This window comes from Crocosphaera sp. UHCC 0190 (assembly GCF_034932065.1).
Taxonomy (GTDB): Bacteria; Cyanobacteriota; Cyanobacteriia; order Cyanobacteriales; family Microcystaceae; genus UHCC-0190.
Genome location: NZ_JAYGHP010000024.1, coordinates 1 through 12,934, shown reverse-complemented (window position 1 = coordinate 12,934; position 12,934 = coordinate 1). Strand labels below are relative to the sequence as shown.

15 protein-coding genes and 2 pseudogenes are annotated in these 12,934 nt (G+C 35.2%); 5 read left to right on the top strand and 12 right to left on the bottom strand.

Features of this window, described 5'->3' with window-relative positions; translation table 11 throughout:
- Nucleotides 1–38: 38 nt before the first annotated feature.
- The 4 genes and pseudogenes from VB715_RS20975 to VB715_RS20960 form a co-directional block, all read right to left on the bottom strand.
- The gene (locus VB715_RS20975) at nucleotides 39–1,520 is read right to left on the bottom strand and encodes an AAA family ATPase (RefSeq protein WP_323303143.1); all 1,482 of its coding nucleotides are present in this window, start codon (nucleotides 1,518–1,520) and stop codon (nucleotides 39–41) included.
- 78 nt (nucleotides 1,521–1,598) lie between these two features.
- On the bottom strand, nucleotides 1,599–1,919 hold the full coding sequence (locus VB715_RS20970; RefSeq protein WP_323303142.1) for a KTSC domain-containing protein: 321 nt from the start codon (nucleotides 1,917–1,919) through the stop codon (nucleotides 1,599–1,601).
- A gap of 98 nt (nucleotides 1,920–2,017) precedes the next feature.
- Nucleotides 2,018–2,212 (bottom strand): DUF2997 domain-containing protein, encoded by a 195-nt coding sequence (locus VB715_RS20965; RefSeq protein ID WP_323303141.1) that lies wholly within the window; start codon nucleotides 2,210–2,212, stop codon nucleotides 2,018–2,020.
- Nucleotides 2,212–2,493: pseudogene (locus tag VB715_RS20960) on the bottom strand (DUF1257 domain-containing protein); the annotation flags it as partial. The gene VB715_RS20965 and the pseudogene VB715_RS20960, both read right to left, overlap by 1 nt.
- Nucleotides 2,494–2,729: 236 nt before the next feature.
- Between VB715_RS20960 and vap15 the strand changes: the two are divergent.
- Entirely contained in the window at nucleotides 2,730–2,966 is a 237-nt protein-coding gene (gene vap15 / locus VB715_RS20955) for a type II toxin-antitoxin system VapB15 family antitoxin (protein ID WP_323303140.1), read from the top strand.
- Nucleotides 2,944–3,372 carry a putative toxin-antitoxin system toxin component, PIN family gene (locus tag VB715_RS20950; protein ID WP_323303139.1) on the top strand — a complete coding sequence of 143 codons (429 nt, stop codon included), beginning with the start codon at nucleotides 2,944–2,946 and terminating at the stop codon, nucleotides 3,370–3,372. The genes vap15 and VB715_RS20950 overlap by 23 nt, the downstream gene beginning before the upstream one ends.
- A 345-nt stretch (nucleotides 3,373–3,717) precedes the next feature.
- On the opposite strand, the gene VB715_RS20945 is transcribed toward VB715_RS20950, so the two are convergent.
- From VB715_RS20945 to VB715_RS20925, 5 genes are all read right to left on the bottom strand, one after another.
- The gene (locus VB715_RS20945) at nucleotides 3,718–3,930 is read right to left on the bottom strand and encodes a hypothetical protein (RefSeq protein ID WP_323303138.1); all 213 of its coding nucleotides are present in this window, start codon (nucleotides 3,928–3,930) and stop codon (nucleotides 3,718–3,720) included.
- Nucleotides 3,930–4,109, bottom strand: a complete 180-nt coding sequence (locus VB715_RS20940) for a hypothetical protein (protein ID WP_323303137.1) — start codon at nucleotides 4,107–4,109, stop codon at nucleotides 3,930–3,932. Before VB715_RS20940 ends, VB715_RS20945 begins: the two co-directional genes overlap by 1 nt.
- A 74-nt stretch (nucleotides 4,110–4,183) precedes the next feature.
- Complete coding sequence (locus VB715_RS20935; protein WP_323303136.1) at nucleotides 4,184–4,378, bottom strand: hypothetical protein; 195 nt, start codon at nucleotides 4,376–4,378, stop codon at nucleotides 4,184–4,186.
- A gap of 80 nt (nucleotides 4,379–4,458) precedes the next feature.
- Nucleotides 4,459–9,741: a hypothetical protein gene (locus tag VB715_RS20930; protein ID WP_323303135.1), complete on the bottom strand. Its 5,283-nt coding sequence runs from the start codon at nucleotides 9,739–9,741 to the stop codon at nucleotides 4,459–4,461.
- Nucleotides 9,742–10,082: 341 nt separating this feature from the next.
- On the bottom strand, nucleotides 10,083–10,352 hold the full coding sequence (locus VB715_RS20925; RefSeq protein ID WP_323303134.1) for a cupin domain-containing protein: 270 nt from the start codon (nucleotides 10,350–10,352) through the stop codon (nucleotides 10,083–10,085).
- Between VB715_RS20925 and VB715_RS20920 the strand changes: the two genes are divergently transcribed.
- Nucleotides 10,351–10,704: a hypothetical protein gene (locus tag VB715_RS20920; protein ID WP_323303133.1), complete on the top strand. Its 354-nt coding sequence runs from the start codon at nucleotides 10,351–10,353 to the stop codon at nucleotides 10,702–10,704. The two genes, VB715_RS20925 and VB715_RS20920, sit on opposite strands and share 2 nt — an antisense overlap.
- A 139-nt stretch (nucleotides 10,705–10,843) precedes the next feature.
- Complete coding sequence (locus VB715_RS20915) at nucleotides 10,844–11,080, top strand: EF-hand domain-containing protein (protein ID WP_323303132.1); 237 nt, start codon at nucleotides 10,844–10,846, stop codon at nucleotides 11,078–11,080.
- Here VB715_RS20915 and VB715_RS20910 read toward each other — a convergent pair.
- The gene (locus tag VB715_RS20910) at nucleotides 11,077–11,559 is read right to left on the bottom strand and encodes a GIY-YIG nuclease family protein (RefSeq protein ID WP_323303131.1); all 483 of its coding nucleotides are present in this window, start codon (nucleotides 11,557–11,559) and stop codon (nucleotides 11,077–11,079) included. The genes VB715_RS20915 and VB715_RS20910 overlap by 4 nt on opposite strands.
- Nucleotides 11,560–11,790 (bottom strand): putative dsRNA-binding protein, encoded by a 231-nt coding sequence (locus VB715_RS20905; protein ID WP_323303130.1) that lies wholly within the window; start codon nucleotides 11,788–11,790, stop codon nucleotides 11,560–11,562.
- Between the two features lie 128 nt (nucleotides 11,791–11,918).
- On the opposite strand from VB715_RS20905, the gene VB715_RS20900 reads away from it, so the two are divergent.
- A complete protein-coding gene (locus tag VB715_RS20900) occupies nucleotides 11,919–12,587 on the top strand; it encodes a DUF2834 domain-containing protein (protein WP_323303129.1) in 669 nt (222 codons plus the stop codon).
- A gap of 89 nt (nucleotides 12,588–12,676) precedes the next feature.
- Here the strand turns inward: VB715_RS20900 and VB715_RS20895 are convergent.
- Nucleotides 12,677–12,796 (bottom strand): annotated as a pseudogene (locus VB715_RS20895) (helix-turn-helix domain-containing protein); the annotation flags it as partial.
- Nucleotides 12,797–12,934 lie beyond the last annotated feature (138 nt).

Genomic DNA, 12,934 nt, shown 5'->3' with positions numbered 1-12,934 from the left:
TCGATAAAAAAAAGGGCGAAAGCCCTATTATAACTAGATCACGATGCCCGACGTGCTAATTTCCTCGCCCAACTTCTGATCAACTCAAGATTCTCGTAATCGAGATCCGCTTGAGGGGTCATTTCTCCCAGAACAGTTTCTAGGTCATCAAAGGTAGCACGGCGATCGCCACTAAAAGCCAAAGTCACAGCTTCAGTAACAAGATATGCGATTTCAGCCCCACTAAAATCGCTGGTTTGATGTACCAACTGTTTGAGTTGTTCATCAGTCAAGAGAATCTTAAACTTCTTGATATGGATTGCTAGAATATCGAGTCTTTCTTCTGCTGTGGGCAAGTCGATAAAGAATATCTCATCAAACCGTCCTTTTCTCAAGAATTCTGGTGGTAAGTTGTTAACTTTATTAGCGGTGGCAATAACAAAGACGGGTTGATTTTTCTCCTGCATCCAGTTAAGAAATGTGCCTAAAACTCCCTTGGATACCCCCCCGTCATGTTGGCTATTACCATTATCAAAAGCTTTCTCAATTTCATCGATCCACAGACAAATAGGTGCGATGGACTCAGCCGTTTTGAGAACTCGTTTGAGGTTCTTTTCGGTTTGACCCAACAAAGAATCGTAAAGTCCTCTAACATCCAAGTGCATCACAGGAACTCCCAACTCTGCCCCAATATTCTTAGCTACTAAACTTTTTCCACATCCTGGTACTCCTACTAACATTACTCCCTTGGGTTGAGGTAATTTATAATTAGTAGAAGTCAACAATTTACTGCGTCTAGCTAACCAAGTTTTGAGAGTTTTGAGTCCTCCAACTTTCACATCAGGTTCATGAGATAATTCTACCCCTAATCGTTTAAGTTTAGCTAATTTAAACTCGTTAATTTGTTTAGCTAAAATATCACTGGTAATTTCAGGATATTTCTTGAGACTAAACCTAACTGCATCATTAATTTCTGCAATAGTTAACCCTTGACAACTTCTGATTAACTTATCCCCAACATGAGGTTTAGTTGTCTTGTCAGGTAAGCGATTAACTAATTGTTTCAAGAAAGATTTGATGACAGTTTGAGAGGGTAAACCATACTCTAGAATGTGAATCAATCCCTCAAACTGAGGTAAACTAAAATCTTCTTCTAATAAGATAATAGTCTGATTAGTTGTTTTGAGTTTATGGACTAGATTAAATAATCTAGAGATAACCAAAGGATCTGCTTTTTGCCCTGTTAAAAACTGCTGAAAATCATAGAGAACATAAAGAGCCTTGTCTTCGGGATTGTCTTCAAGATTTTCAAGGACATTTAAAGGGTCGTTAGTGTTAGGAAGTTGCTCAAATTCTTGTGTTCCACATTGACCTAATCCTTTGTCGTAAGTCCAAAAGAAAACTTTGTAACCCCCACTAGGATAATTAGCAGCATAAGCCGTTAATTCTCTCATAAAAGATGTTACCGCACTCGGAGCGCAAGTTACTCCTAAGAGGCTAAAAGAAGCTGTAACAAAATACTCAAGTTCTGAAAAAATCATAGTGAAGATGAGAAAAACATCGCTCTTTACTATTTCGTCAGAAATAAAAAAATCCTAGTTAAAACTAGGAAATAATAATTAAATTAAGTTTTCAACTTGACCTCCCTTAAAATTACCTTTGATCTCTTGATGATATAATCTTCCTACTGATCCCGTAGTGGTAATAAATCTCTGCCAAAGGGTTAAAGGTGCATTAAAGTAACGATAAGTGTTGCCACTGTAAAATTGGATGAATAAAATACAGTTTTCGTGGTCGTATCCAATAGCAGCAATAGAAGTGCTAGGTTTACAGGGTAAATCTTCAATCCGTTTGATAACAATCCCATTTTTGATTTCTTCTTGTTCTTCTATTACTGATTGAAAACAATGGTCAAGAATATCTAATTCACTGGTAAACACGAGTAAGTCTCCTCCCTAACTAAAATTCCTCTCAGTCGGATTTTGGCGAAAGCCAATTATTAGAAAAAAAAGCAGGAAATTAACCCTGCTAATATAATCTAATTGCTCAAATGTTGTTGATTGATCTGATGAGAAGATTGACGATATTCAGGTTTAAATTCCCGTTGCTCAATCCCTCCTAGTGCTTCTTCTAAAGGTTTGGTTAAGGAGAGACAATTATCTCCTTTTGCCCCGTTAACTTCGAGGGTAAAGTTACCGTTTTGATCAACAGTAATGGTAATTTGTTCACTCATTATCTTCTCGCTCCTAATGTGATTTTGATTTGCTGATCAAGATTTTGTTGTCCCAATACTCGATACCCTAATTTTTGGGCAGTAGCAATGGCATAGTTTGTGCCTAATTGTTGTTTGAAATTAGGCAGACTTGAACGCTGTAAATCATAATCATCACAAATCAGTTTATAGGTATCTTTATCATGAATAAAGCCGATGTCTGAACCACATTTAATCTGCGCTCTGTCCACAACTAAATGAGCGACAGCTTGTGAATTCCAACCCGTTTGTAACTGAACAGGTTGAGGGTGTTCAGTTACATTTTATCCCATTTGTTGTAAAGATTGAATCAGGAGCTTCTTGTTAGAATACTGGGTTCTAACCGTTGAGAAATGAGACATAGTACCTCTTGAATTGATGATTAATTCAGTTAATATTTTGTCGTCAGACAAAAAAATGAAGAAAAAAGGTTCCTTAATAGTTATATGAGAATATTTTTGTTATAATCAAACAAAGAGGATTAAGAGTAAAATTAGCTATGACTCAAAAGACGGAACCACTTTCTCCAAACTTTGACGACATTCTTCACTTAGTGAAACAATTGCCCAGAGAAGATAAAATTAGGCTGAGTAAAGAATTAGAAAAAGATACTATTAAAACTCAATTAACTCAACTGTTAGAAGCTTTCCAAACTGATGAACTTTCTTTAGAAACTATCTCAGAAGAAGTCGAAGCAATTAGGGCTGACATTTATGCCAAACAAGAAAACGCTTAAAGTTATTATTGATACGAATCTCTGGATTAGTTTTTTGATTGGAAAGCAGTTAGCTAGTCTTAAGCCTTTATTAATTGAAGGAACAATTCAACCTGTTTTTTCTTCACAACTGCTAGAAGAAATTAATCGGGTTACTCAAAGACCTAAATTACAGAAATATTTTCCCAGCAACAAAGTTCAAGAATTAATTGATTTTCTGAAAATAGTTGGCTTATTAATAGAGATTAATTCAAAAGTTTCTATTTGTCGAGATGCTAAAGATAATTATCTCTTAGCCTTAGCTCAAGATAGTCAATCTGATTTTTTAATAACAGGAGATCAAGATTTATTAATTTTAAAAAAATTTCAAAATACCATCATTGTAACTTACTCAGATTTTGTCTCTCAATTGTCTGAACATAATTGAGTTTTTTAAGTTTTGGTTAGCTAGTTTTTTATAAATCTTGCCATGCTTGCTCATTTTCATCAGCTTTGATAATTTGTTGTTTAGTCGTCATCAATAATCGACTAATCATTTGTCGATTTTAGGGGGCAATTCCCAAGATTTAAGTCTTATATTTTCTTCACAAATTAAGGGTTTGTAATTGTTTTTTGAACTCACATTTGAGATAGTTTAACTCACTTTGTAGTGCTTGAACTTGTGCCATTAGTTCCAGCACCAGATTGGTTAGTGGCCATGAGAAAAAGTAGTTAGTGGCGGTTATTTCTATAATAAACCGCCACTAACCAAATCGTCAAGGGTTAATCGTGATTACCGATACTTTTTTTGACTGCGGGGTATCTTGATTTGTCCGTTGATCACTGCATTAAGATAAGCACAATAACGTTCGGCTTCTTTTGGGGTTTGGCAAGAAACAATCAAAGTTCCTTCATCGGTTTGTGATTGTTTCCAGACAACAAATCTTTTGGCTAGTTTCGGATTTCCTTGTGTCCAAATGTCGAAATTTCCTAGTGCTGATGGCATCAATTATTAATCCTCTCAATAACCGCAGTTAACGCATCTATGTCCTTATCCCAATCAAGTAATGGTTGATTTTGATTGGCTATTGTGCATAGTTTCTTCAGAGCGATTAGGATTTCTAAAAGAGAATATTGGTTGATCAATTGCTTTAATTCCGCTTCTAGGAGCTTTGTTTTGTTCATATTGATTTCTTTGTGTTAATTTTTGTGACAGTTTCTAGGGACAAAAAAGGGGAAATTTCCCCTTTTTGTCCGATTTAAAATTCAGCTTCTTGTGGCTTCCAGAACCCTGCAATGTAATAACCTTTAAACTCATCATGAGAGGCGATAACAGCTTCTACTGCAAGTCTAGACAACTCAATAACGTTAATCTCGATGATTTGGCTATCTTTCGGGAAAATAAAGCCTTCTTCGGGGTCAATATCAAGTTCGTGGGTAACGAGTTCCACCATCGCGGTTAAACGATTCTGTTGCTGATTTTGACTCTCAATAGTACCGTCACAAGTCGCTGTACGAGGGTGATGTGTGCGGGTTACTCGGTCAAAAACCGAACACCAGCCACACACCAAGACCACTTATCAGCATCTGTTTCTGAGGGTAATACATGATTAATGATAGCGCGTGTAATTAAAATATAAGCTGGCGGAAGAATATGTTGTTGTAATCCATATCGATGAAATTCTCTAAGAAAAATTTCAGACCAATAGTGTGCTTCTTTGGGAAGGTCAATAATAGTTTGCCATAGCATTTCTGGATGTTCATTTTTTTGCATATATTGTATATTCACAGCAATTTTTTTTAAGACCCATTGTTCATAATCATCTGGATAATAAGTATTATTATAATTCCAAGGTTGTTCCTGGCGGTTGATTGATACTCGACGAATAATATAATCTAAAGATTCTTGAAAAAATAATATAATATCGTTCCGTTCTTCTATATTAGTCGCTTGATCTAATGTAGGGAGCCACACATGACTTGTTGTAATAAGCTGAAAATCTAAATAATACTGTTTTCTCAAACTTGAAATTTTCTTATCGATTTTCTCAAATAGCTGAGGATTATCCATTGATTTCCATGAATCAATTGTTAAGTCCATATTTCCTTCAACAAAAGATTGTACTCGTTCTTTTTTCCATTCATTAATCTTTTGAACAAAGGATTGAATTAATTTTTCGTTTATATTATTTGAAAAGTTCTTAACGCATTGAATACGATTCCGAACAAAAGCCCATTCAAATAGAAGTCGTCGCAGCCTTGTAAAATCTTCCCTTAAAATAGACCTTAATTCACTACAACGTCTAAATAAAATATTCACAGCACTGTAGTGTTGAGTAAAGACCATGAGTGCAATCAAAAAACGAGTTTTTTGATTATCTTTATCTTCTGCCCAAATTAAAGGGAGTGCTTCAGCCGCGAAATCATCCCAATAGAAGTTTCCTATTGCGTCAGGACGATCAAATTGCTCAGGTAATGGTGGTTGTAGAATAATATATTGAAGAGTCTCTAAACACCATTGTTCACGGTCAGGATTTTCAGACAACCAACTACGATGAAAATGGATTAATACCGCAATTCCTCCGACAATACAATTTGCTAATTTACTAGATGTGAATTGATTATACTGAGATGTTTCATAATACTTTTGAATAAGTAACAATGCAAGTAGTTGATAACTATCTTTTATAAGTATACAAAAAGCAAAAATCACTACGGCTTTTTTTCCCCAATTTTCATTATCTATAGAAGTAATTTGTTGAAGTTGATTCCAAAATACTTCAAGTTCTTCTACATTTAATGGTTCCTTCTTATCAATCATCTGGCGACAGCGAAATGGGAAAAATTGAATGAGCAAATCAATTTGAGACTTGTACAATTCTTCTGCTTGTTCTGCTTGTTCTTCTTGTAACTTTTGTTGTGCTACATTAACAAGGCATTGACCATGTTCTGGATGTATTATAATTTCATAATTTTTAATATCAAATAGAAGAAGAAGGTCTTTAATAAAATCGCAAAGCTCATCCCCAGGATTTTTGACTAATCTAGTTTCCCATCGTTGTTTGACATCTTTAAAAAATGCGGTAATAGTAGGACAATTAAACAATAACTCATAAGCCAGATTACGTAAATCTTTTTTTCGATGTTCTAATTGATAAAATTTTCTAGCTAATTCCCGAAACAATTCCTCTTCCTTGCCGAGAAATAGCATAAAATGACTGTTACCCTGTGAACGAACATTGATATCCCAATCATAAATTTCTGGTACGCTAAGAAGCGGTTTAAGAGAAGTTTCAAAGAGAATTGGGAGTCGTTTGCCTATATTACACAGAACATTCAAAAAAGCCACACTCTTGATACGAGTTAAAACGGCTTTTATCTCTTTATTGATGTCTTCTTGTTCCTCAATCTTACGATAGAAATACTGCTCAAGTGCCATAAGTGCAACTATTACCGTATCATGCGGATAATGTCCTACTCCAAATGACCAGCCATACACCCTAGAATCACCAATAAACTCATATTCAACATTATCTATTGACATTATCAGTGTTTTTGGAAAACGGGAACCTTCTTCCACCAACCGAGTTAAAAATTCATCAGTTCTATTTTTATTTTTATCTTTATTTTGTTCTTGAGACTTGTATTCATTGGCTCTTATTTTTGTTTGCTCCTGCCATCTTTCAGTAGCGAAATCTACAAGGCGGGCAATAACTTCTAATCCTTCGGAAAAATGATTTATTAAAAAGGCTAAAAAAGGTCCATGAATATAGAGTGGGGTATTCCATTCTATAATGTCTTTGACCTCAAATTGTTTTCCATATCCGATTCCTTCCCGCCCATTGCTAATAGTAGGTTCACTAATAAGAACAGCCAAAACTATCTCACGAGCAACAGAAGGATTAGTTTCAATCAAAGGTCTTATATTTCTTGGCTCAAGAACTACCTTCCGAAAATCATTATCTATAGGTCTTTTTGGTCCATCTGGCCATGGCTCTGGTAGTGATGTATTAGAGACAGAAAATAATTCTGTGAAAATATCTATGCTACTTCCTTTACGTCGAGGTCGATTTTTAAATTCTTCATCTTCTTCTGCTGTATTTGTTCTTACAATTCTCTCACTTACTCTTAAGACAAAATTGCTGACTTGTTTAGGAAGTTCTCTTGCGCCAATTAAGGCAACACGATAAAAATCCTTTCGATGTTTATGAAACAAGGAATTATAGTTTTTTCTAGCTAAAAGGGCGTTTTCTCCTAACATAAGTCCTAATTCAGCCATCTCCAATCGCAGTGTTACTCCTGGAGAAGTATAGTCAAGCCACTTCTGAACAATTTGAGAGATTTCAACAGGCGTAATTCTAATAAATTCATCACGATATTCATAAAGAAAATGAAGCATTGGCAACCAAAATGGCCAATATGGATAACGAAGAGTAGCTGCAAATTCAACTTCGTTGTATCCTTTAGCGCGAGCCACTTCCATAAAATAGGGATCTGGGAGGGTCGCCGACTGCAAAAATCGAGTTAGCAAACGCTTAAGCAATTGACCATTATTATCTATTAAATGAGAGTGGATAAGTTTTAGCAGTGACAAGGAATTTCCCGCAAAAACTAGGGATTCAAGTAGCAGATCCTGTGCTAATAAATTATTATCATTAGCTAAAGCAGAGATGGTTTCATTCCATTTATTAATATCATTAAGATGTTCAAGTAAATAAAGCCCATAAAGACGAACTGCTCGATACCACATTGGAGACTTTAGTCGTTCTTTGAGATAATTTATAAGGTTGTCGGCATGGGAAATGAGGAGTCTAAAACGAAACCAGTCTCCATATAAATCATGCTGAAAAACAATACTATCATCTGAGGTTTGACTACATATTTTAGTTTTAAGAATACTGTCAATTAATTTAGATTCTTCAAAATTTAAAGATTCTAATGAAATACCTTGCTTGAGAGTATCAGCTTGATATTCAGCCAGTTTTTTTACTAATTTTCCTTTAACTATTCCTTGGTTGCTACCTTTAATATACGACTCCCAGAACCATGTAGCGACACTTGATTCATTAACCCATTTATTAACTGGAATATTTTCTCCTATTTTCAGTTTAATAGTTACCAAATCTAAAACTTTAAGGTTGCCAAATATATCTTTTAAATGAGTTTGATATTTAAGTTGACTGGCATTAAGAAATGTTTCCCAAATTGGTTCTAGTTCCTCAGTCGGTAAAGGACTACAGTGAAACTGATTGTCATTATTTGAATCAATACCTATTCGGATTAAATGTTCGGTTAAACGGGATAATTCGGGAGTCTGGCAAGTTATTAAAAGTTTCCAAATTATTGGCTGCTTTTGAAACTTAAATAAGCTAAAAAACGTTGCAAGAAGCCTAAAAGATTCAGGAGTATAAAGTCGGTCAAGTCCATCGATGATAAGTGTAGCGGGCTGATTAGATAGTGATTGTATTACCGCTTCTAATGAATGAGTAAGCTGTAAATCTGTTTCAAAAGCAGCAAAATCTATCTTCTCAAAAGATTGTGCTTCAAACCAGAGAACAGTTTGATTTTCAAGAATTAGTTTTTCAGCATAATCTCTAGCCAGGGAAGATTTACCTACTCCTGAAAAACCAACAAGAAAAGTAAAATAATTTTCAGTACAAACTTTTGCTAATTTTTCTAGTTGATTCGTTCGCTCTAAGTGTACTTTTCCCCCAATTTTGTTTGAGACTTGTTCCATTACTTGTTTGCTTTTTCTAAGCAGTTTTTCTTGGTCAGACTCTACAGAATGGTGGTAATCAGACTTTTTTGGCAAGTTACCTTTTAGAAAATCAATTAGAAAAGCAGCCGATGCCTTAGCCGCAAAATCGTGAAATGAGTCATCTTTAAATTCATCAGCATAGTCACAAACTCCTTTGACAAAAATCATATAATCAATTTCTTGAATCTCAGAAACTATACCAATAGCTTCTCCCTCCATTTCTAATCCAATAGTTTTTCTTTGATAAGCAGTTATTTTATCCCAGATAGATGGATCTTGGATAACGCCTGTTCCTGTACCAATAGTACCTAAATGAATACGGAATTGAGGATCTGGTTGAGGAGAATCAGGGAAATAAAATCGATCTTCTTCTAAATGCTTTTTCCCTTCTGAAGTTATTTGAAAACTATCTAGGTCGATCCATTTTTTTTGTCTGAGTTTTTGAATTACAGCTTGACGATTATGTTGAGGGACGAAATTATCAATTCTAGGATAACTAGAAATTGATAATTGTTTATTTTCTTCACAATTATGCAATGCTCGCAGTAGCCAGTTAGATTGATACTCTAAAGATAATGAACGTTCATTAATAAATGAAGGTTGCCATTTTTTTTCGATCTCTTTGATGGCTGTTTTCCACTTCTGCCTTAAATTAAATGTAGTGATGTCTGGTTGAAAAACTTCATTTTCTCCTTTAACTTTATGCTTTCCTTGGTCATATCGGAAGACTTTATCGGCAATTAGAACATCTCCCAGAAAAACATCTCCTCGTTTTCCAGCGCAAATTCCACACATTGCTATACATCGTGGGTTCAATTGTTCTGTTAATTTAGTGGCTAACACAGCAGCTTGCGTAGCTCCCATGTTGTTAGCCCACATTGCTGCGACACTAAACGAGAAGCCTTGAGTGCTTTCAAATGTGCGATGATAGTATCTTGTAATGTTTTCGCTATCCCTAACTCTCTCCCATGTTTCCTCTCGATCAGTAATTTCAATTAGCGCATCAAATTCTTCTTTAAGGGCGGCAATAATAAGGACATCTACACTGTTACTAAGCATATCGTTTGTCAAAAATACTCTGGGGTTCAGGACAAGTAGCTTCTCCCTTAATATTCCCTAATTCATCTTTTAATTTACTATATATTTTATTTATCTGCCCACTGTACTTGTTCTTGATAGATTTAATGATTTTGTCTTGATTAGGTAACTTCAAGATAAATTAAACCTTAAGAAAAGCTAAAGCTAAGATTGGTTCTACTTACTTTGTAGAAGTTTTATAACAAAATGTTCAACTAGCAAGCATTCCACATCGTAGAATCAATATAACAGACGTTATGTGGGTTATGGGCGTAGAGGAGACAGCGTTGCAGCCGCACTCGCGCTCCGCGAGACCGCATAAATCAATTTTCATGTGATTGACTGGGATAGGATATTTCTAGGACAAGACATTCTCCATCAGCAATAAAGGGGCCATGGACTTCATCTGGAGGACGACTAGCATAATAACCAGCCGATAGCCACTGGTCAAAGGCTGCGTCATAAAGACGACCCGATAAAATTAGAATTTCTTCAGGATAATTATGACTTTTTGCCCCAAACTTCTCGGTATTGGCCCCATCTAGAAACTTGGTTAATCTTGTGTAATCACCTTTTTTCAAAGGATAAATCATGGCTAAATTTGGAGCAATTTACTTATTTTTTAATGAGCTAGAGAACGCAATAGAAAAAGTTGAAAAAATTTATTCTATTTTAGTTGAGCAAGGTTATTTATTTACGGTTCGTTACCATTATGAACCCCCTTGGGTACAATTGTATATTGAAGAACCAGAAAAGGTAGTCGAATATGTTAAGAATGTATCTAAGATTTTCCCAGATAAACGAGTCATTGGATTAGGGGCTTATACGGTATCTGATGAGGTTAGTTTCTGTGAATTAAAAGCAGGAACCGTTATTCGTCTTTTACAATCAGGATGGCTCTCCCGACATCTTGGTATAAAATGTATAATCAGCTACAATACTTAAGATGGTGGGTTACGACGCGGATTAAAACTTATTAGTTTTTCATCAAAATCATAGCCGCGTCTAACCCACCCTACGAATTATAAGCTTTACTTATCACCACAAGTACGGGAGAGCCGAGATGATAAAGGAGTAAAAAAACATGAAAATTTCCTTAAATGAACATCAAACAGAAGACTTAAGAAAATTCTTCGCCGAAGTTGATAAGGATAATAATGGAAAAATTGATCAAGAAGAATTAAGGGAATTATTAGAAACTATCTGGGGAAAAGACATGAATATTGACATTACTTCGGCAGTTCAATCAACTTTTAATAAATGTGACCTCAATCATGATGGTTTTATTACTTTTGAGGAGTTTCTTACTTTAGCTCATTAAATCCTATTTAACATGGCTGAATAAATCAGCTTGTTACTGATATCATGATTGGGTAAAGTTTCAACTATCTTATCATAAAATTTATCAAATCTAGGTCTTTCTTCATAATAGAATAAATGAGCAGGACAATCACAATCTGATGAGCCAAACTTTGTAATAGGAATGGTTGATTGGTCATCTTCAAGTAACAAATTAGCCCATTGATGTTCTCTTTTAATTGTATCATTTGAGTACCAAGCTTCAACAGTAGTTAAACTCGGTCTGAGATAATCAAGATGCCAATGATGACGTTTATTAATTTGTAGATGTCTATTAATTCTTGATTTGAGTCCCCCTCGTCCAAAGGCACTACCAATGTAACAATAATAACCAAGTTTAATCTGATAAGTTCCTAGTTTGCCTATGGTGACAAGTGATGAAGTTAAACAGTGGAAAACTAAACAATAAGTTCCTGGTTGAGAAGGTAAATCAATAGTCATTTAATGAACTTTTTGTAAATGTTCCTTAAGAATAGGAACAATAGCCATTGCTGTTTGAGTTTTGACTTCCTTTTTCGTTGCTCCTAATGCGGTTTCTCTTAGTTGGGTATCTTCAAGGGTAATCACGCAAGTACATTGCCATTTACCCTGGTTCTTTTTAAACTGAAAGTCAGGTTTTTTTAATCTATATTTCTGAATGATTCCCATCAATTCACCCACAGGATTATCCATGCTTTTTTCCTTAATTTACCTTGAAGTTGAGACAAAAAATTAATTCCTAGTTGACTAGAGAACAAAACTACAGCAATTTTAGTTTATAATAAATTAGTCCCTATTATACAAGTTTTTTTGACACTATAATGATTCGGAGAATTAGTTTCGCGCTTCTTTGGCTTGGGTTTATCACCTATGCCTTTGTTTTTGCTCCCCCTGATCAACCAGATACCTTAGACTTAATTAAGTCTTTATCTCTTGGCCAATGGGATGGTATTAATCCTCTGATTATTGCTTTATTTAATATTATGGGAATTTGGCCAGTCATCTACAGTGTATTACTATTTCGGGATGGACAACAGCAGAAAATTCCAGCTTGGCCTTTTGCGGTAGGCTCATTCGCATTAGGTGCGTTTGCGCTGTTACCCTACCTAGTTTTACGAGAACCAATAACAACGATTCAACCCAAGTTGAAAGAAGTTAAGAGTGAGAGTAAATTGTTACAGATTTTAGAGTCCCGTTGGCTAGGAATTGGGATCTTAATTGGGGTGATGACGTTGCTCACCTACGGTTTTGGGCAAGGGAATTGGTCGGATTTTGTACAACAATGGCAGACTAACCGTTTTATTCACGTGATGAGTTTAGATTTTTGTATGTTAGCTATTTTGTTTCCTACACTGTTAGGAGATGATATGAAGCGACAGGGTATAAGTAATCCAGTTTTGTTCTGGGTTACAGTTGGTATTCCACTCTTGGGTTCAACAATTTATCTGCTCATTCGTGATTATTTTCATGAAACTACTCAACCTATTTAATCATAAAAATTACTCTCTTTCTCCTCGTCCAAAATCTATTTACTTAAAGAATAAACCCTTACCATTACCTGTTTCTTAACCGTTACTCGTTAACAAGAAACTAACAACTTCAAACAAGATTTTATCATTGAGATGGGACGATTAAGCTGATCACTGAGTTCTTTAACCGTCATACCTTGGGGATGGTCTTTGAGCAGTTCAAGGATACGGTCATCGGTTTGGCTCTTTCAGCATTCTGTGGTAAAATGTAGCGATAGCTACTTTTTATTACAGACTTAAAAATGGACTTTCATCTAGATACTTTACTAAATTTACCCGATGTAACCGTTTTCACTTGTTATCAACAA